Here is a 22,568-nt window from a genome sequence, read left to right on the forward strand (position 1 = left end):
GGGGCTTTTTTACCATTACCTATCGCACCGATAAAAAGTTATTCGATACAAGTGCTTGACTCTCTACCTATCAGTAGATAAATTTCACCCATCGAACGCAGGGGAAAGAGGTCATGGACAAGAACACGGTACGCGAGTCTTTGCTGGAGCACGCGCAGACCATCATGATGACGCGCGGCTACAACGGCTTCAGTTATCGCGACTTGTCCGAACTGGTCGGCGTGAAGACGTCGAGCATTCACTACTACTTCCCGACGAAGGAAGATCTCGCGCTCGAAGCCGTGAACGCGTACAGCGCGGACGTGATGTCGTCGATTTACGCAATCGACAGTTCCGCGCCCGCCGAAAAGAAGCTCGACCGCTACACGCGGCTGTTCGGGCGGATCATCGGCGACGGCAAGCAGGTGTGCCTGTGCGGCATGCTCGCGGCCGATATCGAAGCCTTGCCGGAGAAGGTGCGTCACGCGGTGCAGTCGTTCTTCAAGGCGAACGAGAACTGGCTGGCGAAGGTGCTTGCCGAAGGCGAAGCGCAAGACACGCTGGACGCAGGCGGCAAGCCGGACGCGGCCGCGCGTGCGCTGTACGCGGCGTTTCAGGGCAGCTTGCTGGCTTGCCGGCTCTTTCAAACGCGCGCCCGTCTGGACGAAGTCGCCGACACCGTGCGTCGGTAGATAAGCCTGTGGATAACTCTGTGAAGAAGCGGTTTCTTCACGCTGGATATTCTATCTTTTGATAGGTAGATTTTGTTTCAATCTGCTTGCCCGGCCTTGGCATGACGGCTCGGCTCACCGGCTTGTCCACAAACACGCTGCACCGTAGACGTTTCGCTGCAATCCGTTGTCTATCTAGTAGTAGATGCAAATTGAACTGTTGTTTCCCACTCAACGAAATGGAGTCCGCCATGAAGAATCTGAAAGCCGCGCTCGTCGCCAGTGCAATTGCCACCGCCGTCTTTTCCCACGCTGCGGCGCATGCCGCGCCGGTGCTCGAACCCGCGACGCAACAGTTCATCGATGCCCTCGCCGCGAAGAACGGACCACCGATCTACACGCTCTCCCCCGCCGATGCGCGCAACGTGCTGGCCGGCGCTCAATCGCAGCCGGTGAGCAAGCTGCCCGCGAAGATCGAAGACCGCGTGATCGAAGCCGGCCCGACCGGCAAGATTTCGCTGCGCATCGTGCGGCCCGAGCATGCGAAGGGCGCGCTGCCGGTCATCATGTATTTCCACGGCGGCGGCTGGGTGCTCGGCGACAAGAACACGCACGACCGCCTCGTGCGCGAGATCGCGAACGGCGCGCAGGCCGAAGTCGTGTTCGTCGACTATGACCGCTCGCCGGAAACGAAGTATCCGGTTCCGATCGAAGAGGCCTACGCCGCGACGCGCTACGTGGCGGAGCACGCGCGCGAGTTCAACGTCGATGCGTCGCGCATGGCGGTCGCGGGCGACAGCGTCGGCGGCAACATGGCGGCGGCCGTCACGCTGCTCGCGAAGGAGCGCGGCGGCCCGGCGCTGCGCGCGCAAGTGCTGTTCTATCCGGTGACGGACGCGAATTTCGACGACGCTTCCTACAACGAGTTCGCCAACGGTCCGTGGCTCACCCGCGAGGCGATGAAGTGGTTCTGGGACGCCTACGCGCCGAACGCGGCAGATCGCGCGAAGATCACGGCGTCGCCGCTGCGCGCGAGCATCGACGAATTGAAGGGATTGCCGCCGGCGCTCGTCATAACCGATGAAAACGACGTGCTCCGCGACGAAGGCGAGGCTTACGCGCGCAAGCTGAGTCAGGCGGGCGTGCGGGTGACATCGGCGCGATACAACGGCACGATCCACGACTTCGTGATGCTCAACGCCCTCGCGCAGACGCCCGCGACGCGCGCCGCCATCGCGCAAGCCAACGCGACGCTCAAGGCCGCGCTCAGAAAGTAACGCACGGAAACGCTCCCGCCTCGCGCGGGAGCGTGGCGTTCAGACGGGCTGCGTATCGATGAAGGATTGACGCTGCGCGAGACGCGCGTAGAGCTTGTCGAGCGTCGGATGCGCTTCGCGCCAGTTCAGTTCGGGCATGCGGAAATCGAGATAGGCGAGCGCGCAGCCGCACGCGATATCGGCGAGCGTGAAGCGATTCGCCGAGCACCACTGGTTCGAGCCGAGACCTTCGGCCATCGCGCGCAGGCCGTCCTCGATCTTGTGACGCTGCCGCGCGATCCACTTCTCGCTGCGATGCGCCTCTTCACGCAGCACGCCTTCGAGCCGAATGAGCACGGCGGCGTCGAGCATGCCGTCCGCGAGCGCTTCCCAGCAGCGCACGGCGGTGCGTTCGCGGCGCTCTTGCGGCAGCAGCTTGCCGACGGGCGTGAGCGTGTCCACGTACTCGCAGATAACGCGCGAGTCGAACACCGCTTCGCCGTCGTCGAGAATGAGGCACGGCACCTTGCCGAGCGGGTTGTAATCGTGGATTTTCGAATCGGATGCCCACACGTCTTCGAGCACGAGTTCGCAGTCGATCTTCTTTTCCGCCATCACGATCCGCACCTTGCGGACGAATGGACTGGTGTGCGAACCGATCAGTTTCATCATCTATTTTTCTCGTTTGTTTCAGAGGCAGCCGACCGACGATCTTAACCGGGCACACGCGCCTCAACGGCAATTTCAAGATGATGCGAAAGGCGATTGTCGTCTGCCGACAACATCGCACGGAATCGCGCGCGGGAAAAGCGTAGGAACCCGATGTTTCGGTGGCCAAAGGCAAGCAGTCCGGATCGGTCGATTGCTTCTGAGCACGCCCGGCGATATCACTGCGCGCTGGCCGTCGTCCCTGCGCCCGGCGCCGGGCAAGGCAGAACCGGCGTCGCGGCGTGCTTCGACGACGACGACGTTCCCGCCTTCACCGTCCCGAGACTGCGCACGGCCGCCGAAATTGCCGACGCGATTTCGTTCACCGCCTTGCGATGCCCGTCGACGAGCGCATCGTAACCGTCGCCCACGCGCTCGTCGGCGACGGTGCGGCACGTCATCACCGCTTGCGACGCGCCGCCGCGCACGCTCCACACCGCATCGATCACGGACTGCGATCCCGGCCACGATTCGAAACGCTGCACCTTCACCTTCACGCGATAAACCTGCGCCGATTCGGGATACGGCGTGCCGTACACGTCGATCGCGTTCAACTGCTGCGCGAGATCGCCGGAGAGGGCGCGGCGCACTTCGTCGGCGGGAAGCGAGGCCCAGCGTTCCTGTTCGAGCACGCTCACCTGCGCCGCACTCGACTGCACGACGAGCTGATTGCGCGACACCTGCTGCGGCATGTCGACGGGCGCGAGTTCGAAATAGAACGACGCCGGCGCCGACGATACCGCCATCTGTCCCTGTGCCGCCCCGCCCAGCGTGTAGAACCGGCTCGACGGCGACGATGCGCACGCGGCCAGCACGCCAGCCGCGCCCAGAGTCAATAACAACGCGCCGAACCTCATGGTTTGTCTCCCGGTTTGCCTCGCAGCAGCGATTCCGGATGACGCTCCAGATAATCGGCGAGCGAATTGAGCGATTGAAGCGTCCGCGTGAGTTCCTGCATCGCCTGATGCACGTCGGACTGAAGCGGCGAATCCTGCTGAAGCGTCGATTGCGCCTCGCCGAAGGTTTTCTTCGCCTGCGTGAGCGTGTCGCGCACTTCCGGCATGACTTCCTTGCCGAGCTGATCGAAGAGCGCGTTCGCGTTCTTGAGCGAGCCGTTCAGATTCGTGCCGATCTCGTCGAACGGAATCTTGTCCAGCTTGCGCGCGATGTCGGCAATCTGAAGCTGCAGTTCGTCGAGCGTGTTCGGCACGGTCGGCAGTTCGAGCGGATCGTTGCTCGCGCTCACCTTCGCGGGCGCCGCCTTCGGGAAGAAGTCGAGCGCGACGTAAAGCTGGCTCGTCAGCAGGTTGCCCGTGCGCAACTGTCCGCGCAGCCCGCGCTTGACGAGCAGTTCCAGCATGTCGTGACTCGCGGCCGAACCCTGTTCCGGCAACGCGGCCTTCGCGCGGCGGCCGAGGCGGTCCGGATAGAGATCGATCGTCACCGGCATCATGAAAGCGTGCGTTTTCTGGTCGTATTGCACGCCGATGCCCGTCACCTGGCCCAGCACGATGCCGCGGAAATCGACCGGCGCGCCCACCGACAAGCCGCGCAACGACTGATTGAAGTTCATCACGACATGCACGGCGTCGCCGTCGGGATCTCGCATCGCGTCGGCCTGATCCGAGGCGAGCCGGAACGTCGCGTTCTCCTTGGCCTGCGGGCCGGGCTGCTGATTCGGCGGCGTCTGGAAAGCGATGCCGCCCAGCACGACCGTCGCGAGCGACTGCGTGTTGAGCGTGAAGCCGCTCGAATCGAGCCGCAGATCGACGCCGCTCGCGTGCCACCAGCGCGAATTGCTGCCGACGTACTGATCGTACGGCGCGTTGACGAACACTTGCATGGTCACGCCGGTGCCGTCCTTGTCGAGCGAGAACGCCGTGACCTGGCCAACCTGCACGCGGCGATAGTAGACCGGCGAGCCGATATCGAGCGACCCGAGCGATTCGCCGTGCAGCGTGAACGTGTGGCCGCGCTGATCGCCGGTGACGGCAGGCGGCGTTTCCAGTCCGACGAAGTACGTCTGGTCCTCGGTCGATCTGCCCGCGTCCACGCCGATGTACGAGCCGGACAGGAGCGTCGACAGCCCGGTGACGCCGCTCGCGGCCACGCGCGGTCGCACGACCCAGAAGCGCGTGTCCTTCACGGCGAAATCGGTGGCTTCCTTGGTGAGCTGAACGTCGACGAGCACGCGCGAATGGTCCTTCGACAACGTGATGGTCTTCACCGTGCCGATGTCCACGTCCTTGTACTTGACCTTGGTCTTGCCCGGCTCCAGCCCTTCGGCGCTCACGAAGCTGATGGTGACGGTCGGGCCTCGGCTCGATACCGTCTTCACGACGAGAAACACGCCGATCAGCGCCGCGACGATCGGGATCACCCACACGAGCGACGGTAGCCAGCGGCTGCGCGGCTCGATCACCGGTTCGGGCAGATTCGGGGGCAGGCCGCCGCCGCTTCCCTGCCCGGACGCGGCGGGCGGCTTGGGCGAAGCGGGCGGGGTGTTCGGCGTGGAAGTGTCGCTGGTCTCCGGTCCTTCCGGACCTTGGCCACTAGTCATATTTCTTTCCTGACGGTTCTATGTTGTCCCAGATCAGACGCGGATCGAACTGCATGGACGCGAGCATCGTCAACACGACGACCGACGCGAACGCGAGCGCCGCCGGTCCCGCCGTGATGACCGCCACCGACTTGAAGCGCACGAGCGCAACGGTGAGCGTGACGACGAAGATATCGAGCATCGACCATCGGCCGATGCCTTCCACCACGCGATACAGCTTCGTGCGCTGGCGCGGGCGCCACACGGAGCGCCGCTGCACGCCGACGAGCAGGAACGCGAGCGAGAGCAGCTTGAGCATCGGCACCAGAATGCTCGCGACGAAGATGACAACCGCGAGCGGATAGTCGCCGTCGTTCCAGAAGAGCGCGACGCCGCTCATGATCGTGTCGTCCTCGGCGCCGAGAATCGACGACGTATGCAGCATCGGAAAGACATTCGCTGGAATATAGAGGATCGCCGCGCTGATGAGCAGCGCCCACGTCCGCGCGATGCTGTCCGGATTGCGCCGGTGCACGACCGCGTCGCACCGCGTGCAGCGCTGCTTTTCGATGGTGCGCGCAAGCGGCTGCACGAGCCCGCACGCGTGACACGACACGAGCTTCGAGCGCGATGCCGTGGTGAAGCGCGTGGGCGACGGCGCTTCGGGTTCGTCGATGGCCGCGTCGAGCGGTTTGTCGTTCACGATTTCTGCCTCACGGATGTGGCGACCGGCCGGCGCGCGCGCCGCTTCGGCAGCCGGGCCGCGATATCCCACAGCGAGCGCGGATCGAAGCTCACGACGACGGCGACCATCAGCGTCAGCGCGCCGAAAGCGAAGAGCGCGGCTTCGGGAATCACGCGCGCGACGCTCAGCATCTTCACGAGCGTGACGAGCACGCCGAGCATGAACACTTCGATCATTCCCCACGGGCGCACGAACTGTATGGCGCGCAACGTGAGATGAAAGCCGGGCGGCACGTAGCCGGCGCGCACGGGCATCAGCACGTAGAGCAGCGCGACGAGTTCGCACAGCGGAAAGAGGATGGTCGCGCAAAAGACCAGCACGGCGACCATCTCCATCTGCTCGCTCCACAACGCGACGATCGCGCCGATGAGCGTCGTTTGCGACGTGATGCCGTTCGCATCGAGTTCGACGATGGGAAACGCCTGCGCGATCACGAAGGTGATGAGCGCGGCGAGCGTCATTGCGCAGATGCGGTCGAGATTGCGCGCGATGCTTCTGTAAAGCAGCGCGCCGCAACGCGGGCAGTTCGCCGAGCTGTGCTCGGGAAGCGCGCGCTTCTTGAAGAGCGCGTCGCATTCGTGACACGCGATCAGTTCTTCCGATTCGTTCACGTTCATAGTCGGAGGGCGAGCCTTCTCATGCGTGTTCGTCTGGTGGCGGAGATGGGCCCGCAGCGTTGGCAGCAAATTGCGGGCCAGCGGCGATGGTAGCAGCATCGTAACAAAGTTCGCCAAGCGGCCTGCGCGCGGGAATACGAGCGATGCCTGCATCGTTCTCTTCTCGTCGCGGCGCGGACTTGATCGACCGTTGCATGGGCAGAATAGTTCGTTGCATAAACGGCGCGCATCGCTCGGATGCGGCCGGAAAGCCCCGCCCAGCATGGCTTTGAGCGCGTGCCGCAGGCTTTTGCACGCACAATGGCATTTCGCGGACGTTGCGGTAGCATGGCGGCGCGTGCATCGGCGAGTGACGTGGCGACAGCGCCGAAGCGCGACATAACGATTACCCAGGACATGCGCATCATGGAAAGCAGTGTTCGCAGCACGCCGGCGACGCCCGGCGAACGATACGGCATCACGGCGATCAGCCTGCACTGGCTGATCGCGTTGCTGATCGTCGGCGGCTTTTATCTCGGCTGGATCATGACCGATATCCCCGGCTTCACGCCGACGAAGCTCAAGTACTTCTCGTGGCACAAGTGGATCGGCGTGACCGTGTTCGTGCTCGCGGCGCTGCGGCTCGTGTGGCGCGTCACGCATCGCGCGCCCGAGTTGCCTGTCGGCATGGCGCGCTGGCAGCAGAGCGCGGCGCACGTCACGCATATTCTGCTTTACGTGCTGATGCTCGTGATTCCCGCGTCGGGCTATTTGTACAGTTCGGCGGCAGGCTTGCAGGTCGTGTACCTCGGCGTGCTGCCGTTGCCGACGATCATCGGGCCGGACAAGGCGCTGAAGGCGACGCTGCGCATCGTGCACGTGGTGCTGAACTACGGGCTGCTCGTGCTCGTCGTCATGCACGTGCTCGCCGCGCTCAAGCATCATTTCGTCGATCGCGACGGCTTGCTCGGCCGCATGCTTCCATTCGTCAAGTAAGCGGCGCCGATTGTCGATTGTTTCCTCGCAGTTGGCAGGGCGTTTCCGGCCGGCTGTTGGCACCCGCGTGCTTTTCAGATTCAATACCCGCTGTTTGTTCGAACCGTTCAAAAAGGCACACATGAAAGTGAAACTCAACCGTTGGATGCTGGCTGCGGCGGCCGCGACGTCGTTCGCGCTGGCAGCGGGCGCACAGGCGCAGGTGGATATGGCGAAGAGTTCGGTCGTCGCCACGTCGAAGCAGATGAACGTGCCCACGGACGGCAAGTTCAAAAAGTTCAGCGCGCAGATCGCATTCGATCCGGCGAAGCCGCAGGCGGGCAGCGCGAACATCACCATCGACACGGGCAGCTACGACCTGGGCGACGACGACTACAACAAGCAGGTGCGCGGCGCGGAATGGTTCGACGCGGCGAAGTATCCGACCGCGACGTTCGTCTCGAGCGCGATCGCGCCGGCGGGCGGTAATCAGTACAAGGTGACGGGCAAGATCACGATCAAGGGCAAGTCGCAGACGGTGACGGTGCCCGTCACGGTCACGCAGCAGGGCGCGACGGAAACCTTCGACGGCTCCTTGCCGATCAAGCGCAGCCAGTTCGATATCGGCACGGGCGAATGGAAGGACACGTCCGTCGTCGCCGACGATGTCGTCATCAAGTTTCATATCGTCGCCGCGAAGAAGTGAGCGGCGGATCATTCACGCGAAGTCAACGCACATTCAGTCAGGAGAACAACTTGAATAAATTTTCGATGATCGCAGCGGGCATGCTCGCCGCTGGCCTGTCGTTCAGCGCGATGGCCGCTGACACGTATCAACTCGACCCGAACCACACGTACCCGAGCTTCGAGTCGGATCACTTCGGCGGCGTGTCGACATGGCGCGGCAAGTTCAACAAGAGCAGCGGCACCGTGGTGCTCGACCGCGCGGCGAAGACCGGCACGGTGGAAGTGAACATCGATCTGGCGTCGGTGAACACGGGCAACGCGAAGCTCGACGAGCATCTGCAAAAGGCCGAGTTCTTCGATGTCGCCAAGTACCCGACGGCGGTCTACAAGGGCACGTCGATTCGCTTCGACGGCGACAAGCCCGCGGAAGTCATCGGCACGCTGACGATGCACGGCGTCACGAAGCCGCTCAATCTGACGATCGAGAGCTTCAAGTGCTTCGTCAATCCGATGATGAAGAAGGAAGTGTGCGGCACCGAAGCGACGGCGACGTTCGATCGCGGCGACTTCGGCATCGACTACGGCAAGTCGTATGGCTTCAGCCTGAAGACGGTGCTGCATATCCAGGCGGAAGGCGTGAAGCAGTAAGTACGCGCATCCAAATGAAAAGCGGCCGGTCTTCACAGACCGGCCGCTTTTTTCATGCTTGCGTCGCGCGTGAAATCAGACCTGCGCGCCCGCGTTCGGATCGTTCGGATCGAACTTGTCCTTCTTGTCCTTGATCAGATCCTCGCGCTTCACGCCGAACCACATGGCGAGCGCGGCGGCCACGAACACCGACGAATAGATACCGAACAGAATACCGACGGTGAGCGCGAGCGCGAAGTAATGCAGCGTCGGACCGCCGAAGAAGAACATCGACAGAACCATCATTTCCGTACAGCCGTGAGTGATGATGGTTCGCGACATCGTGCTCGTGATCGCGTGGTTGATGACTTCGATCACCGTCATCTTGCGCTGCTTGCGGAAGGTTTCGCGAATCCGGTCGAAGATAACCACCGACTCGTTCACCGAATAACCGAGCACCGCGAGAATCGCCGCCAGCACCGAGAGCGAGAACTCCCACTGGAAGTAGGCGAAGAAGCCGAGAATGATCACCACGTCGTGCAGGTTGGCGATGATGCCCGCCACCGCGTACTTCCACTCGAAGCGGAACGACAGATAGATCACGATGCCGATCACCACGCACGCGAGCGCCGCGAGCCCGTTGGTGACCAGTTCCTTGCCCACCTGCGGACCGACGAACTCCACGCGCTGCAAGCTCACTTGCGGGTCGTTGGACTTGAGCGCGGTCATGACCTGATCGCTTTGCTGCGCGGACGTGAGCCCTTGCTTGAGCGGCAGGCGGATGAGCACGTCGCGCGACGTGCCGAAGTTCTGCACTTGCGCGTCGGCGTAGCCTAAGCGGGCCATCGTGCCGCGCACGGGTTCGAGCGGCACGGCTTGCGGATACTGCACCTCGACGACCGTCCCGCCGGTGAACTCCACCGACAGATGCAGCCCGCGATGCACGAGGAAGAACACGGCCGCGAGGAACGTGATGAGCGAGATCGCGTTGAAAATCAACGCGCGCTCCATCAGCGGCAAGTCACGGCGAATGCGGAAGAATTCCATGTTTCGTTGCTCCGGGGCTCAGTGGGACGAACCCGGTTTCTGTTGATCGACGCCCGGACCCGAGCGGCGGCGCACGGTCGGCTTGCCGGCGCGCGCGGGCTTCTGGGCCGCTGCGCGCGGCGCGACCGGCGCGGTCTTCGTCTTGCCTTGCGCGGTGGTCACGATCTCGTCGACGGGGGAATCGTCGCCGCGCTGCGCCGCCAGATAAGCCGCCGCAGCCGCTTCGCCGCTCGCGCCTTCGGGACGCCACACCTGGCCGATCGCCAGCGACTTCAGCTTCTTCTTGCCGCCGTACCACAGGTTCACGAGGCCGCGCGAGAAGAACACGGCCGAGAACATCGACGTCAGAATGCCGATACAGTGCACCACCGCGAAGCCGCGCACCGGACCGGAGCCGAACGCGAGCAGCGCGAGACCGGCGATCAGCGTGGTGACGTTCGAATCGAGAATGGTCGCCCACGCGTGCTTGAAGCCTTCCTGAATCGCGGTCTGCGGCGGCGCGCCGTTACGCAGTTCTTCGCGGATGCGCTCGTTGATCAGCACGTTCGCGTCGATTGCCATGCCGAGCGCGAGCGCGATAGCCGCGATGCCCGGCAGCGTCAGCGTGGCCTGGAGCATCGAGAGAATCGCGACGAGCAACAGCAGGTTGACCGACAGCGAGAGCATGGAGATCAGGCCGAAGAGCAGGTAGTACACGATCATGAAGATGGCGATCGCGGCGAAACCGTACTGGACCGAATCGAAGCCCTTCTTGATGTTGTCCGCGCCGAGGCTCGGTCCGACCGTGCGTTCCTCGATGATGTCCATCGGCGCGGCGAGCGAACCGGCGCGCAGCAGCAGCGCGAGGTCGGTTGCGGCTTGCGGCGTCGGCTGGCCGGTGATCTGGAAGCGGTCGCCGAGTTCCGACTGGATGGTCGCCACCGTCAGCACTTCGCCCTTGCCCTTCTCGAAGAGCACCATCGCCATCGGCTTGCCGATGTTCTCGCGCGACACCGCCGCCACCGCGCGGCCGCCGGCCGAGTCGAGGCGAATGTTCACGGACGGGCGCTGATGATCGTCGAAGCCGGCCGACGCGTCGATGATGCGGTCGCCGGTGAAGATCACTTGCTTCCTCAGCAGCACGTTGCGGTCGCCTTGCTTGAACGCTTCGTCGCCGGGCGGGACGGGATCGTTCGCGCCGATGTACGTGTTCACGGGGTCAGCCAGGCGCGCTTCGAGCGTCGCCGTGCGGCCGATGATGTCCTTCGCCTTCGCCGTGTCCTGCACGCCCGGCAGCTCGACCACGATGCGGTCCGCGCCCTGTTGCTGGATCACCGGCTCCGCGACGCCCAGTTCGTTCACGCGGTTATGCAGCGTCGTGATGTTCTGCTTGAGCGCGCCGTCCTCGACGGTCCGCTGCGTCGCCGCCGAGAACGTGCCGACGACCTGATAGCCGTCGCCGCCCTGACGCGTCGTCCATTGCAGTTCGGAGACGCCGGTGGTCAGCAGCGTGCGCGCGTTGTCGGCCACGGCTTGATCCGAGAAATTCACGACGACCGATTGCCCGACGCGGCTCACGCCGCCATCGCGGACGTTGCGGTCACGCAGGTAAGTGCGGGCGTCCGCTGCGTCGGAGTCGAGCTTCTTGTTCAGCGCACCGGCCATGTCCACTTGCAAAAGGAAGTGGACGCCGCCGCGCAGGTCGAGGCCGAGGTACATCGGCAGCGCGTGCAGCGCCGTCAGCCAGCGCGGCGAGGCGCTTTGCAGATTCAGCGCGACGATGAACTGCGGATCGGACGGGTCGCTGTTCAGCGTTTTCGTGAGCAGGTCCTTCACGCGCAACTGCGTGTCGGTGTCCTTCAGGCGCACGCGAATATTGGCGTTCGTCTGCGAGTTGTCGAACGTGACTTCGTCCGCGGCGATCTTGCTGGCAGCAAGCGCGCCTTCGACATTGGCGAGCGTCGACGAATCGAGCTTGACCGTTGCCTTGCCGCTCGACACCTGCACTGCGGGCGCTTCGCCGAAGAAGTTGGGGAGCGTGTACACGAGGCCGATGACGAGCGCCACCAGCATCACGACATACTTCCAGAGGGGATAACGATTCATGGGGATGGCCGAACGGAAAGTTGGCTTCGGAGGAGAGGGCGTCCGGCGTTATGCGCGACGAGCCGGCTGGACCGACTCGGGGACTCGGAGGGCTCGGAGCGAGGCCGCGCCGGACGCGGAAATACTGGCCTTACAGCGATTTGATCGTGCCCTTCGGGAGAATGGTCGTGACGGACGCCTTCTGCACGGTGATCTCCGTGCCCTCGGCGATTTCGACGCCCACGTACGCTTCCGACACCTTCGTGACCTTGCCGACGATGCCGCCGTTCGTCACCACTTCATCGCCCTTGGCCATGGCCGCGAGCATGTTGCGATGTTCCTTCTGACGCTTCATCTGCGGACGGATCATGATGAAGTACAGCACCGCGAACATCAGGATCAGCGGCAGGAAGCTCATCAGGCTCGATTCCGCGCTGCCCGCGGTGGCGCCTTGTGCAAAGGCATTGGAAATGAACGACACGTTGGTCTCTCCGTTATACGTCGAAAATACGTTCAAAAACTAGGTCAGAAATTAGCCGGGTATTCTACCACCCGCCCATGCCGCGAAGCCCCCGGAATGCGCTTTGGCATCAAGCCGTTACCGCATGTCGAAGGCGTTCGCGAGCAATAGAAAGCAGATTGTAATATGTCGCCGCATCGCGACGGCGGATTGTCGGTGCTTCGTTAATCGACGCCCCGCGCGCGGTTTTCCGCGAACGTCTTGCGAAACGCTTCGAACGTGTGATTTTCGATCGATTCGCGCACTTCGCCGATAAGCTGCAGGTAGTAATGCAGGTTGTGGATGGTGTTGAGCTGCGCGCCGAGAATTTCGCCCACGCGATGCAAATGGTGCAGATACGCCCGCGTGAAATTCCGGCAGGTGTAGCAGCCGCAGCTTTCGTCGAGCGGTTTCATCGAATTCTTGTGGCTCGCGTTCTTGATCTTCAGGTCGCCGAAACGCGTGAAGAGCCAGCCGTTGCGCGCGTTGCGCGTCGGCATCACGCAATCGAACATGTCGACGCCTGCCGCCACGCCATTGACGAGATCTTCCGGCGTGCCGACGCCCATCAGGTAATGCGGCTTGTCGGCAGGCAGCTTCGGGCCGATGTGATTCAGCACGCGCATCATGTCTTCCTTCGGCTCGCCGACCGACAGCCCGCCGATGGCGAACCCGTGGAAGCCGATGTCCGACAGCCCCGCAAGCGACTCGTCGCGCAGGTCTTCGAACATGCCGCCCTGCACGATGCCGAAGAGCGCATTCGGATTGCCGAGCCGCTCGAATTCGTCGATGGAGCGCTTCGCCCAGCGCATCGACATGCGCATGGAATCGGCGGCGTCCTTGTGCGAGGTCGGCACGCCGTTGGTCGCGTAGGGCGTGCATTCGTCGAACTGCATGACGATGTCGGAGTTCAGCACCTTCTGAATCTGCATCGACACTTCGGGCGACAGGAACAGCCGGTCGCCGTTGATCGGCGATGCGAACGTGACGCCTTCTTCGGTGATCTTGCGCAGATCGCCGAGCGAAAAGACCTGAAAGCCGCCGGAATCGGTGAGAATCGGCTTGTTCCATCCCATGAAGCGATGCAGGCCGCCGTGCGCGCCGATGGTCTCCAGCCCGGGCCGCAGCCACAGGTGGAACGTGTTGCCGAGGATGATCTGCGCGCGGATTTCGTCGAGTTCGCGCGGCTGGATGGCCTTGACGGTGCCGTACGTGCCGACCGGCATGAAGATCGGCGTTTCGATGACGCCGTGATTGAGCGTGAGGCGGCCGCGGCGCGCCTGGCCGTCGGTCGTCAGCAGTTCGAACTTGAGGCCGTTGTCCGGCGGAGTGTGATTCTCGGTCATGTAGATTCCTGTGCTACCGGAGAACAGTCCGGCGCGTCGGGTTGAAAGGAGTTATGCGCGCGTGAGGAGCATCGCGTCGCCGTAGCTGAAAAAACGATAACGCTGTTCGATTGCGTGCCGGTACGCCTCGCGGATGGTATCGATTCCGGCGAATGCGGAGACGAGCATCATCAGCGTCGATTTGGGCAGATGGAAGTTCGTCACGAGCCGGTCCACCACGCGGAATTCGTAGCCCGGCGTGATGAAGATGTCGGTCTCGGCGCTCGTCGCGGAAAGCGGACGGCCGGCGGCGGCGGCGTCGCGGGCGGCGGCTTCGAGCGCGCGCATCGACGTGGTGCCGACCGCGATCACGCGATTGCCGCGCGCCTTCACCGCCGCGATTCGGTCGACGAGCGTCTGCGGCAGCGCGTACCACTCGCTGTGCATCTTGTGCTCCGCGATGTTCTCCACGCGCACCGGCTGGAACGTGCCCGCGCCGACGTGCAGCGTGAGCGTCGCGCGCTCGACGCCGCGCGCATCGAGCCGGGCGAAGAGGGCGTCGTCGAAATGCAGGCCCGCGGTCGGTGCGGCCACCGCGCCGGGATTCGCCGCGTAGACCGTCTGATAGCGCGTTTCGTCGTAGGCGTCGGCGTCGTGCTCGATGTACGGCGGCAGCGGCAAGCGCCCGAATTGCTCGATGAGCGTCAGGCAATCGGCCGGAAAATGCAGCGTATAGAACGGTTCGACGCGCTCGCCGACGGTCACGTCGAACGCATCGGCGAGGCGGATGGTGCTGCCCGGCGCCGGACTCTTGCTCGCCCGAATCTGCGCGAGCGCGGTCGTCGCGCCGGTCAGGCGCTCCACCAGAACTTCGACGCGCCCGCCACTGGCCTTTTGGCCGAAGAACCGCGCCTTCAGGACTTTGGTATCGTTGAAGACCAGCAGATCGCCGGGTTCGACGAGATCGGGCAATTCGGAAAAGCGCCGGTCGACGAGCGTGGCCGGCGTGCTGCGGGTGTCGACTTCGAGCAGACGGCTCGCGCTGCGCTCGGCGAGCGCGCTCTGCGCGATCAACTCGGGCGGCAGATTAAAATCGAAATCGGAAAGCGTGAACATGGCTGGAAGTCGCACGAACGAAGGCGCAAACAAGCTAAAACAGCATGAAACGCGCCGACAAACCTCATATTGTACTTGCGAAGAGATTAGATGCCCCTGTCCGACCGCCGCGTGGCCGCCTCGACCGATCCGCTGACCGCCGAGCCGGGTGCCGCAAGCGAGGCGCCGCGCGCCGCCGCCGCGCCCGCGCGCAAGAAGGCGAAAGCGGAGGAAAAGCCGAAGCCCGTCGTCAAGACGGCGGACAAGCTCGCGAGGCTCGGCCTCAAGTCGGACATCGACCTCGTGCTGCATCTGCCGATGCGCTACGAGGACGAAACCTCGCTTACGCCGATTGCCGAACTCATTCCCGGCGACAACGGGCAGACCGAAGGCATCGTTTTCGACAATGAGATTGCCTACCGTCCGCGACGCCAGTTGCTGGTCAAGATTCACGACGACGCCGGCGACGAACTCACGCTGCGCTTTCTCAACTTCTACGGGTCGCAGGTCAAGCAAATGGCCATCGGCACGCGGCTGCGCGTGCGCGGCGACGTGCGCGGCGGGTTCTTCGGGCTGGAAATGGTGCATCCGGCCTTGCGTCCTGTGGATGAAGACACGCCGCTGCCGCAGGCGCTCACGCCCGTTTATCCGGCGACGGCGGGCATCTCGCAGGCCTATTTGCGCAAGGCGATCGACAACGCGCTCGCCCGCGTGTCGTTGCCGGAACTGCTGCCCGAGCCGATCGCGCGGGCGCATCTCGCGCCGCTCGACGTGCCGGGCCTCTTCGACGCCGTGAAGACGCTGCATCATCCGCGCGCGGATTCGGACGAGACCGCGCTCATCGACGGCACGCATCCCGCGTGGACGCGCATCAAGTTCGAGGAACTGCTCGCGCAGCAGTTGTCGCTCAAGCGCGCGCATGCCGAGCGACGCACCCGCGCCGCGCCCGCGATGCCGCGCCGTGCCGCCGACGACGCCGCTTCGCTCGTCGTGCGCCTGCTGCGCGCGCTGCCGTTTCGGCTGACCGGCGCGCAGGAGCGCGTGTGCGCGGAAATCGCGGGCGAACTGACGCTCGCGCATCCTATGCAGCGTCTCCTGCAAGGCGATGTCGGCAGCGGCAAGACCATCGTCGCGGCGCTGGCGGCGGCGCAGGCCATCGACGCCGGTTATCAGGCCGCGCTCATGGCGCCGACCGAAATCCTCGCGGAGCAGCACGCGCGCAAGCTGCGCGGCTGGCTGGAGCCGCTCGGCGTCACCGTCGCGTGGCTCGCGGGCAGTCTCAAGGCGAAGGAGAAGCGCGCGGCCAACGAAGCGGCGGCGCTCGGCACCGCGCAACTCGTGATCGGCACGCACGCGATCATTCAGGACGCGGTGGAATTCGCGCGCCTCGGGCTCGTGATCGTGGACGAGCAGCATCGCTTCGGCGTCGCGCAGCGGCTGGCGTTGCGCGCGAAGGCGCAGAACGCGGCGGACGGCCGGCACGACTTCCAGCCGCATCAACTGATGATGTCCGCCACGCCGATTCCCCGCACGCTCGCCATGACCTACTACGCGGATCTCGACGTATCGACCATCGACGAACTGCCGCCGGGCCGCACGCCGATTCTCACGAAGGTCGTGTCGGATGGCCGCCGCGACGAGATCATCGGCCGCGTGCGCGAGGCGGCGCTGACGGGGCGGCAAGTCTATTGGGTTTGTCCGCTGATCGAGGAGAGCGAAACGCTGCAACTGCAAACGGCCGTCGAGACTTACGAGACGCTCGTCGCAGCGCTGCCGGAATTGCGCGTCGGCCTGGTTCATGGCCGGCTCGCGCCCGCCGAAAAAGCCGCGGTGATGGACGCCTTCGCGCGCAACGAAGTGCAATTGCTCGTCGCGACGACGGTGATCGAAGTCGGCGTCGATGTGCCGAACGCGTCGCTGATGGTGATCGAGCACGCGGAGCGCTTCGGGCTCGCGCAGCTGCATCAGTTGCGCGGGCGCGTGGGGCGGGGCAGCGCGGCTTCCGTGTGCGTGCTGATGTACTCGAATCCGCTTTCGCAGACGGCGCGCGCCCGGCTCCAAACGATGCGCGAAACCACCGACGGCTTCGAAATCGCCCGGCGCGATCTGGAAATTCGCGGTCCCGGCGAGTTTCTCGGCGCGCGGCAATCGGGCGAAGCGATGCTGCGCTTCGCCAGTCTCGAAAACGACGGCTGGTTGATCGAACCCGCGCGCGAGGCCGCGGAGCAGATGCTAAATGCGTTTCCGGATGCGGTCACGCGGCATCTCGCGCGCTGGCTCGGCGCGCGTGAGCATTATCTGAAGGCTTAGGCGACGAACTAGATTCGTTCTTGTCTGTCCCTATTGATTACCGCAACGTGCAGCGGGTACGACACGACGCCGCGCGCGCCGCTACAACTTTGGTTGTCGAACCGGCGTGCAGAGGTGTATAACTTCAACCTATTGAATCCAAGTCTTTCATTGGCCCCCAATGACGCTTACTGAATTGAAGTACATCGTCGCGGTTGCGCGCGAGCGGCACTTCGGCCGCGCCGCCGAGGCGTGCTTCGTCAGCCAGCCGACGCTGTCGGTGGCAATCAAGAAACTCGAAGACGAGCTCAACGTGCAGATCTTCGAGCGCGGCACGAGCGAAGTCAGCGTCACGCCGATCGGCGAGCAGATCGTCACGCAGGCGCAGCGCGTGCTCGAACAGACGCTCGCCATCAAGGAAATCGCGAAGCAGGGCAAGGACCCGCTGGTCGGCCCGCTGCGGCTGGGCGTCATCTACACGATCGGGCCTTATCTGCTGCCGACGCTCGTCAAGCAGATGATCAAATCGGTCCCGCAGATGCCGCTGATGCTTCAGGAAAACTACACGCTCAAGCTGATCGAGTTGTTGAAGCAAGGCGAAATCGATGTCGCGATCATGGCGCTGCCGTTTCCCGAAACCGGGCTGATGGTGCGCGCGCTGTACGACGAGCCGTTCGTCGTCGCGATGCCTTCGGGTCACGCGTGGGAAAACCGCAGCAAGATCGACGCGGACGATCTCAAGCAGGAAACCATGCTGCTGCTCGGCAGCGGCCATTGCTTCCGCGATCACGTATTGGGCGTGTGTCCGGAGTTGATGCGCTTTTCGCAGAATGCGGACGGCATTCAGAAGACGTTCGAAGGATCGTCGCTGGAAACGATTCGGCATATGGTGGCGAGCGGCGTCGGGATTACGGTGCTGCCGCGCATGTCGGTGATGGAAGTGAAGCCGAAAGCGGCGGGCATCGATGCCGGATTGCTCAGCTACGTTCCGTTCGACGATCCCGTGCCGGACCGTCGCGTGGTGCTCGCGTGGCGCAAGAGCTTCACGCGGATGCCCGCGATCGATGCCATCAGCGATGCCATCGCCGCATGCGATTTGCCGGGCGTGAAGAAGCTGGATATTCCGGTGGCGGTAAATTGATATTCGGTTTTACGCTTTTTAGCGAAGCCGTTTATTACGCGCTGCCTCGACAGGCCCATTAGGACTATTCATAAAGCCGCGTCCGCGTTTAGCGGACGCTTCCGATATTTGCGATCGGGTTTGTGGCTTTTGGTCATTGGCGCCGCTGAGTACTATTTCTGCTTTTCGTCCGAACCTAGAATCGCCCGTGGTTAGCCGGCCCAAGTGTGATGTCGGCGCCATTACCACGGAGATCCACATGAATTTCTCGCAGGCCATTCGTTCGGCCTTTTCCAAGTACGCCACCTTTGACGGTCGCGCTCGCCGCGCTGAATACTGGTATTACAACCTGTTGATCGCACTTCTGAATATCGGGATCGTGCTGCTGGGTGTTTCCGGCGGCGAACACATGACCGGTCTGGTAATCGGATTGCAGGTGATTATCGGACTTGGAACCTTCTTGCCGTCACTCGCAGTCTGTGCCCGCCGCCTGCACGATACCGACCGTTCCGGCTGGTGGATGTTCGTCTCGCTGATTCCGGTGGTCGGTCTGATTCTGCTCGTATGGGTATGCACGCGCGGTACGCTCGGCTCGAACCGTTTCGGCGACGATCCTGTCCAGTGACGCCCTCGCGCGCAGCTCGAGGCGCGCAGCGCACGAAGCTGCGCGCCGCCAGCGCTCGCCGCGCCTAGTCCACCTATCGAATAGATAAAATTAATCGAATTCAATTATTCGATAGGTTTCGATATGCTTCCTCCAAAGTCAGCCAGGAGAGAAGCGATGACCCCGCACCCGTCACAACCGCGCGTCCCGACCATGTGGTCCGAACTGCGCGGCGTCGCGCTTCACGTTCTGGCCGATTTCGCCCGCACCGCGTGAGCGACGCATCCCTCATCCCAAGCGAACACAAACCAGGAGTATCACGATGACGACCCAACGACTCACGACCGCTGCCGGCGCACCCGTCGGGGACAACCAGAACTCGCAGACCGCCGGTCCGCGCGGCCCCGTCACGCTGCAGGACTTCTGGCTCGTCGAGAAGCTCGCGCACTTCGACCGCGAAGTGATTCCCGAGCGCCGCGTGCACGCGAAAGGATCGGGCGCGTTCGGCACGTTTCGCGTGACGCACGACATCTCGCGCTACACGAAGGCTAAACTCTTCTCGGCGATCGGCAAGGAAACGCCCATCTTCATGCGCTTTTCGACGGTCGCGGGCGAGCGCGGCGCCGCCGATGCCGAACGCGACGTGCGCGGCTTCTCCATCAAGTTCTACACGGAAGAGGGCAACTGGGACGTGGTCGGCAACAACACGCCGGTGTTCTTCATCCGCGATCCGCTGAAGTTTCCCGACTTCATCCACACGCAAAAGCGCGATCCGTACACGAACCTGCGCAGCAACGTCGCGGCGTGGGATTTCTGGTCGCGTCATCCGGAATCGCTGCATCAGGTGACCATTTTGATGAGCGACCGCGGCATTCCGAAGAATTATCGGCAGATGCATGGCTTCGGTTCGCACACGTTCTCGTTCATCAACGCGGACAACGAGCGCGCTTACGTGAAGTTCCATTTCAAGTCGCAGCAGCCGCTCGAGAATTACACGGATGCGCAAGCCGCCGCCGTCATCGCGAATGATCGCGAAAGCGCGCAGCGCGATCTCGTCGAGAACATCGATCGCGGCAACTTTCCGCGCTGGAATTTCCGCATCCAGGTGATGACGGAAACGCAAGCCGCGCAGTACCGCATCAATCCGTTCGACATCACGAAGGTGTGGCCGCATGGCGACTTTCCGCTGATCGATGTCGGCGTGATCGAACTGAACCGCAACGCGCAAAACTATTTCGCCGAAGTGGAGCAGGCGGCGTTCACGCCGGCGAACGTGGTGCCGGGCATCGGCTTCTCGCCGGACCGGCTGTTGCAGGGGCGTCTGTTCTCGTATGGCGACACGCAGCGTTATCGGCTCGGCATCAATCACCATCAGATTCCGGTGAACGCGTCGCGCGCGCCGATGGCGAATCCGTTTCATCGCGATGGCGCGATGCGCGTCGACGGCAATCTCGGCGGCACCGTGAACTACGAGCCGAACCGCTTCGGCGAATTCGCGCAGGACGCGAGCGTCAACGAGCCGCTGCTCGATGCGGGCGCGGTGGACCGCTACGATCATCGCGAGGACGGCGACTACTACAGCCAGCCGGGCGCGCTCTTTCGCCTGTTCGACGATGCACAGCGCGAGCGGCTCTACGGCAATATCGCGCGGCACATTCACGGCGTGCCTGATGAGATCGTCGCGCGTCAATTGCAGCATTTCCATCGCGCCGATCCGGCCTACGCGCAAGGCGTCGCCGATGCGCTCGCGGCACTCGGGCAGCGCGTCGCGATCGACGAGATCGACGAGAACGACACGGCAGCCGTCTGACGCAAACCTCACCGCTAAGCGGCTGCGACGAATCAACGAAGGAGAAAGATCATGGCTCAGGCATTGAACATCATCTGCGAGGCGGTCGATCACATCGAAACGACGAGCCTTCAGGCCTCGCGCGGCGCACGCGTGGCGCTCGCGTTCGGCATCGTCGCGGCGGGCTATGGACTCGTCGTCGCGAGCGCGGGCGTCTTCGCGTGACATGCATGGATGCGCGCGTGCATGCGTCCGCGAGACGCGCGAAGCAACGCTTTCGCGCCTTGCTGACCAAAGAAGTACGCGCGTTTCTAGGCTAAACTGTCGGACGCTCGAAACGCCGCGCGACGGAACGATCGCAGCCTGCAATGGAAGTCCGGCGCGGCGCGCATCAGGTTCATATCACTCTTCTCACGGAGTCATCATGGCGAAAAAAGGCATCGCACCTGCCGTCAACATCGGCATCAACGACAAAGATCGCAAACGCATCGCCGAAGGCCTGTCGCGGCTGCTGGCGGACACGTACACGCTGTATCTGAAGACCCACAACTTCCACTGGAACGTCACCGGTCCGATGTTCAACACGCTGCATCTGATGTTCGAGACGCAGTACACGGAACTCGCGACGGCTGTCGATTCCATCGCGGAACGCATCCGCGCGCTGGGCGTGCATGCGCCGGGCAGCTATCGCGAATTCGCGAAGCTGTCGTCGATTCCCGAAGCGGACGGCGTGCCGAACGCCGAAGACATGATCCGCCAACTGGTCGAAGGCCAGGAAGCGGTGGTGCGCACGGCGCGCGAAATTTTCCCGTCGACGGAAGCCGCGAACGACGAACCGACCGCCGACCTGCTCACGCAGCGCATGCAGACGCACGAAAAGACCGCGTGGATGCTGCGTTCGATGCTCGCGTAAAGCAGCGTTCGCTTCGTTTCGACAAGAACCCGTGCCATTCACCGCACGGGTTTTTTGCTTTTGGGCGATGCGCGATGCGCAAAGGCGTGCGCTCGCGAGCCTGGTCTAAAATAGCCCATCGCCTTTTCGCCGCCGTCCATGCTCGCCCGTCTTCCGCTCTATATGCGCCTCGTGCGCCTCGACAAGCCCATCGGCAGCCTGCTGCTTTTGTGGCCGACGCTCAACGCGCTGTGGATTGCCTCCGATGGCCGTCCGCCGATCATGCTGCTCGTCATCTTCGCGGTCGGCACGATCCTCATGCGCTCGGCGGGCTGCGCGATCAACGATTACGCCGACCGCGACTTCGACCGCTACGTGAAGCGCACCGCCGAGCGGCCGATCACGTCGGGCAAGATCAAGGCGTGGGAAGCGGTTGCGCTCGCGGCGGCGCTCTCGCTGGTGGCGTTCCTGCTCATCTTGCCGCTCAACACGCTGACGAAAGAGCTTTCGGTGTTCGCGCTCTTCGTCGCGGGCACGTATCCGTTCACGAAGCGATTCTTCGCGATTCCGCAGGCGTATCTCGGCATCGCGTTCGGTTTCGGCATTCCAATGGCATTCGCCGCCGTCCAGAATCATGTGCCGATGCTCGCGTGGATCATGCTCGCCGCGAACGTCTGCTGGTCCGTTGCCTACGACACCGAATACGCGATGGTCGATCGCGACGACGACATCAAGATCGGCATCCGCACATCGGCGCTCACCTTCGGCCGATACGACGTGCTCGCCGTCATGCTCTGCTACGCCGCGACGCTCGCGGTGTACGCGGGCATCGGCATCGCGCTCAAGTTCGGCTGGCCGTACTGGCTCGGCTGGCTCGCGGCGGCGGGCTGCGCGGCGTATCACTACGTGCTGATCCGCGGCCGAGAGCGCATGGCGTGTTTCGCCGCGTTCAGGCATAACAACTGGCTCGGCGGCATGTTGTTCGCGGGAATCGCGCTGCACTACGCGCTCGCCGCGTAATCGCGGCGTGCGCGGACGCTAGCCGCCGCGCACGCAGCCAC

General features: G+C 63.5%; 22 protein-coding genes. 12 read left to right on the forward strand and 10 right to left on the reverse strand.

What is annotated here, in order from left to right:
- The first annotated feature begins 113 nt into the window (after window positions 1-113).
- Both NCR39_RS01600 and NCR39_RS01605 read left to right on the forward strand, forming a co-directional pair.
- Window positions 114-671 carry a TetR/AcrR family transcriptional regulator gene (locus NCR39_RS01600; RefSeq protein WP_250450305.1) on the forward strand — a complete coding sequence of 186 codons (558 nt, stop codon included), beginning with the start codon at window positions 114-116 and terminating at the stop codon, window positions 669-671.
- A gap of 230 nt (window positions 672-901) precedes the next feature.
- Window positions 902-1,927: an alpha/beta hydrolase gene (locus NCR39_RS01605; protein WP_250450306.1), complete on the forward strand. Its 1,026-nt coding sequence runs from the start codon at window positions 902-904 to the stop codon at window positions 1,925-1,927.
- A gap of 39 nt (window positions 1,928-1,966) precedes the next feature.
- On the opposite strand, the gene NCR39_RS01610 is transcribed toward NCR39_RS01605, so the two are convergent.
- From NCR39_RS01610 to NCR39_RS01630, 5 genes are all read right to left on the reverse strand, one after another.
- The gene (locus NCR39_RS01610) at window positions 1,967-2,578 is read right to left on the reverse strand and encodes a glutathione S-transferase (RefSeq protein WP_208863103.1); all 612 of its coding nucleotides are present in this window, start codon (window positions 2,576-2,578) and stop codon (window positions 1,967-1,969) included.
- A gap of 215 nt (window positions 2,579-2,793) precedes the next feature.
- Complete coding sequence (locus NCR39_RS01615) at window positions 2,794-3,471, reverse strand: PqiC family protein (RefSeq protein ID WP_250450307.1); 678 nt, start codon at window positions 3,469-3,471, stop codon at window positions 2,794-2,796.
- Window positions 3,468-5,174, reverse strand: coding sequence for a PqiB family protein (locus tag NCR39_RS01620; protein ID WP_250450308.1), 1,707 nt, complete (start codon window positions 5,172-5,174; stop codon window positions 3,468-3,470). Before NCR39_RS01620 ends, NCR39_RS01615 begins: the two co-directional genes overlap by 4 nt.
- A complete protein-coding gene (locus NCR39_RS01625; protein ID WP_250450311.1) occupies window positions 5,167-5,856 on the reverse strand; it encodes a paraquat-inducible protein A in 690 nt (229 codons plus the stop codon). The genes NCR39_RS01620 and NCR39_RS01625 overlap by 8 nt, the downstream gene beginning before the upstream one ends.
- On the reverse strand, window positions 5,853-6,515 hold the full coding sequence (locus tag NCR39_RS01630) for a paraquat-inducible protein A (protein WP_250450313.1): 663 nt from the start codon (window positions 6,513-6,515) through the stop codon (window positions 5,853-5,855). Before NCR39_RS01630 ends, NCR39_RS01625 begins: the two co-directional genes overlap by 4 nt.
- 405 nt (window positions 6,516-6,920) lie before the next feature.
- Between NCR39_RS01630 and NCR39_RS01635 the strand changes: the two genes are divergently transcribed.
- From NCR39_RS01635 to NCR39_RS01645, 3 genes are all read left to right on the forward strand, one after another.
- On the forward strand, window positions 6,921-7,490 hold the full coding sequence (locus NCR39_RS01635; protein ID WP_250450315.1) for a cytochrome b: 570 nt from the start codon (window positions 6,921-6,923) through the stop codon (window positions 7,488-7,490).
- A gap of 121 nt (window positions 7,491-7,611) precedes the next feature.
- On the forward strand, window positions 7,612-8,175 hold the full coding sequence (locus NCR39_RS01640; RefSeq protein WP_250450317.1) for a YceI family protein: 564 nt from the start codon (window positions 7,612-7,614) through the stop codon (window positions 8,173-8,175).
- A gap of 65 nt (window positions 8,176-8,240) precedes the next feature.
- Window positions 8,241-8,804 carry a YceI family protein gene (locus NCR39_RS01645; RefSeq protein ID WP_502800169.1) on the forward strand — a complete coding sequence of 188 codons (564 nt, stop codon included), beginning with the start codon at window positions 8,241-8,243 and terminating at the stop codon, window positions 8,802-8,804.
- A gap of 75 nt (window positions 8,805-8,879) precedes the next feature.
- Here the strand turns inward: NCR39_RS01645 and secF are convergent, their stop codons facing one another.
- From secF to queA, 5 genes are all read right to left on the reverse strand, one after another.
- On the reverse strand, window positions 8,880-9,830 hold the full coding sequence (secF, locus tag NCR39_RS01650) for a protein translocase subunit SecF (protein WP_250450321.1): 951 nt from the start codon (window positions 9,828-9,830) through the stop codon (window positions 8,880-8,882).
- Between the two features lie 18 nt (window positions 9,831-9,848).
- Complete coding sequence (gene secD, locus NCR39_RS01655; protein ID WP_250450323.1) at window positions 9,849-11,915, reverse strand: protein translocase subunit SecD; 2,067 nt, start codon at window positions 11,913-11,915, stop codon at window positions 9,849-9,851.
- A 130-nt stretch (window positions 11,916-12,045) separates the two neighbouring features.
- Window positions 12,046-12,375 carry a preprotein translocase subunit YajC gene (gene yajC, locus NCR39_RS01660; protein WP_159835259.1) on the reverse strand — a complete coding sequence of 110 codons (330 nt, stop codon included), beginning with the start codon at window positions 12,373-12,375 and terminating at the stop codon, window positions 12,046-12,048.
- Window positions 12,376-12,578: 203 nt separating this feature from the next.
- Window positions 12,579-13,739, reverse strand: coding sequence for a tRNA guanosine(34) transglycosylase Tgt (gene tgt / locus NCR39_RS01665; RefSeq protein WP_250450324.1), 1,161 nt, complete (start codon window positions 13,737-13,739; stop codon window positions 12,579-12,581).
- 51 nt (window positions 13,740-13,790) lie between these two features.
- Window positions 13,791-14,834 carry a tRNA preQ1(34) S-adenosylmethionine ribosyltransferase-isomerase QueA gene (gene queA, locus NCR39_RS01670; RefSeq protein WP_250450325.1) on the reverse strand — a complete coding sequence of 348 codons (1,044 nt, stop codon included), beginning with the start codon at window positions 14,832-14,834 and terminating at the stop codon, window positions 13,791-13,793.
- 90 nt (window positions 14,835-14,924) lie between these two features.
- Between queA and recG the strand changes: the two genes are divergently transcribed.
- From recG to ubiA, 7 genes are all read left to right on the forward strand, one after another.
- A complete protein-coding gene (gene recG, locus NCR39_RS01675; RefSeq protein ID WP_250450326.1) occupies window positions 14,925-17,123 on the forward strand; it encodes an ATP-dependent DNA helicase RecG in 2,199 nt (732 codons plus the stop codon).
- 160 nt (window positions 17,124-17,283) lie between these two features.
- Window positions 17,284-18,243 (forward strand): hydrogen peroxide-inducible genes activator, encoded by a 960-nt coding sequence (locus NCR39_RS01680; protein WP_087127862.1) that lies wholly within the window; start codon window positions 17,284-17,286, stop codon window positions 18,241-18,243.
- 238 nt (window positions 18,244-18,481) lie between these two features.
- Complete coding sequence (locus NCR39_RS01685) at window positions 18,482-18,847, forward strand: DUF805 domain-containing protein (RefSeq protein WP_250450327.1); 366 nt, start codon at window positions 18,482-18,484, stop codon at window positions 18,845-18,847.
- Window positions 18,848-19,148: 301 nt separating this feature from the next.
- Window positions 19,149-20,636 carry a catalase gene (locus tag NCR39_RS01690; RefSeq protein ID WP_250450328.1) on the forward strand — a complete coding sequence of 496 codons (1,488 nt, stop codon included), beginning with the start codon at window positions 19,149-19,151 and terminating at the stop codon, window positions 20,634-20,636.
- Between the two features lie 51 nt (window positions 20,637-20,687).
- The gene (locus NCR39_RS01695) at window positions 20,688-20,840 is read left to right on the forward strand and encodes a hypothetical protein (RefSeq protein WP_250450329.1); all 153 of its coding nucleotides are present in this window, start codon (window positions 20,688-20,690) and stop codon (window positions 20,838-20,840) included.
- 199 nt (window positions 20,841-21,039) lie between these two features.
- Window positions 21,040-21,528 (forward strand): Dps family protein, encoded by a 489-nt coding sequence (locus NCR39_RS01700; RefSeq protein WP_250450330.1) that lies wholly within the window; start codon window positions 21,040-21,042, stop codon window positions 21,526-21,528.
- 138 nt (window positions 21,529-21,666) lie between these two features.
- Window positions 21,667-22,527 (forward strand): 4-hydroxybenzoate octaprenyltransferase, encoded by an 861-nt coding sequence (ubiA, locus tag NCR39_RS01705; protein ID WP_250450331.1) that lies wholly within the window; start codon window positions 21,667-21,669, stop codon window positions 22,525-22,527.
- Window positions 22,528-22,568: the final 41 nt, after the last annotated feature.

It is taken from the genome of Caballeronia sp. ATUFL_M2_KS44 (assembly GCF_023630965.1).
In the GTDB taxonomy this organism is placed as follows: Bacteria; Pseudomonadota; Gammaproteobacteria; order Burkholderiales; family Burkholderiaceae; genus Caballeronia; species Caballeronia concitans.

Excerpts from the sequence above, each read along its gene's own strand:
- NCR39_RS01600 (WP_250450305.1), top strand. The coding sequence starts at position 114 with ATGGACAAGAACACGGTACGCGAGTCTTTGCTGGAGCACGCGCAGACC.
- NCR39_RS01605 (WP_250450306.1), top strand. The coding sequence starts at position 902 with ATGAAGAATCTGAAAGCCGCGCTCGTCGCCAGTGCAATTGCCACCGCC.
- NCR39_RS01610 (WP_208863103.1), bottom strand. The coding sequence starts at position 2,578 with ATGATGAAACTGATCGGTTCGCACACCAGTCCATTCGTCCGCAAGGTG.
- NCR39_RS01615 (WP_250450307.1), bottom strand. The coding sequence starts at position 3,471 with ATGAGGTTCGGCGCGTTGTTATTGACTCTGGGCGCGGCTGGCGTGCTG.
- NCR39_RS01620 (WP_250450308.1), bottom strand. The coding sequence starts at position 5,174 with ATGACTAGTGGCCAAGGTCCGGAAGGACCGGAGACCAGCGACACTTCC.
- NCR39_RS01630 (WP_250450313.1), bottom strand. The coding sequence starts at position 6,515 with ATGAACGTGAACGAATCGGAAGAACTGATCGCGTGTCACGAATGCGAC.
- NCR39_RS01635 (WP_250450315.1), top strand. The coding sequence starts at position 6,921 with ATGGAAAGCAGTGTTCGCAGCACGCCGGCGACGCCCGGCGAACGATAC.
- NCR39_RS01640 (WP_250450317.1), top strand. The coding sequence starts at position 7,612 with ATGAAAGTGAAACTCAACCGTTGGATGCTGGCTGCGGCGGCCGCGACG.
- NCR39_RS01645 (WP_502800169.1), top strand. The coding sequence starts at position 8,241 with ATGATCGCAGCGGGCATGCTCGCCGCTGGCCTGTCGTTCAGCGCGATG.
- secF (WP_250450321.1), bottom strand. The coding sequence starts at position 9,830 with ATGGAATTCTTCCGCATTCGCCGTGACTTGCCGCTGATGGAGCGCGCG.
- secD (WP_250450323.1), bottom strand. The coding sequence starts at position 11,915 with ATGAATCGTTATCCCCTCTGGAAGTATGTCGTGATGCTGGTGGCGCTC.
- tgt (WP_250450324.1), bottom strand. The coding sequence starts at position 13,739 with ATGACCGAGAATCACACTCCGCCGGACAACGGCCTCAAGTTCGAACTG.
- queA (WP_250450325.1), bottom strand. The coding sequence starts at position 14,834 with ATGTTCACGCTTTCCGATTTCGATTTTAATCTGCCGCCCGAGTTGATC.
- recG (WP_250450326.1), top strand. The coding sequence starts at position 14,925 with ATGCCCCTGTCCGACCGCCGCGTGGCCGCCTCGACCGATCCGCTGACC.
- NCR39_RS01680 (WP_087127862.1), top strand. The coding sequence starts at position 17,284 with ATGACGCTTACTGAATTGAAGTACATCGTCGCGGTTGCGCGCGAGCGG.
- NCR39_RS01685 (WP_250450327.1), top strand. The coding sequence starts at position 18,482 with ATGAATTTCTCGCAGGCCATTCGTTCGGCCTTTTCCAAGTACGCCACC.
- NCR39_RS01690 (WP_250450328.1), top strand. The coding sequence starts at position 19,149 with ATGACGACCCAACGACTCACGACCGCTGCCGGCGCACCCGTCGGGGAC.
- NCR39_RS01695 (WP_250450329.1), top strand. The coding sequence starts at position 20,688 with ATGGCTCAGGCATTGAACATCATCTGCGAGGCGGTCGATCACATCGAA.
- NCR39_RS01700 (WP_250450330.1), top strand. The coding sequence starts at position 21,040 with ATGGCGAAAAAAGGCATCGCACCTGCCGTCAACATCGGCATCAACGAC.
- ubiA (WP_250450331.1), top strand. The coding sequence starts at position 21,667 with ATGCTCGCCCGTCTTCCGCTCTATATGCGCCTCGTGCGCCTCGACAAG.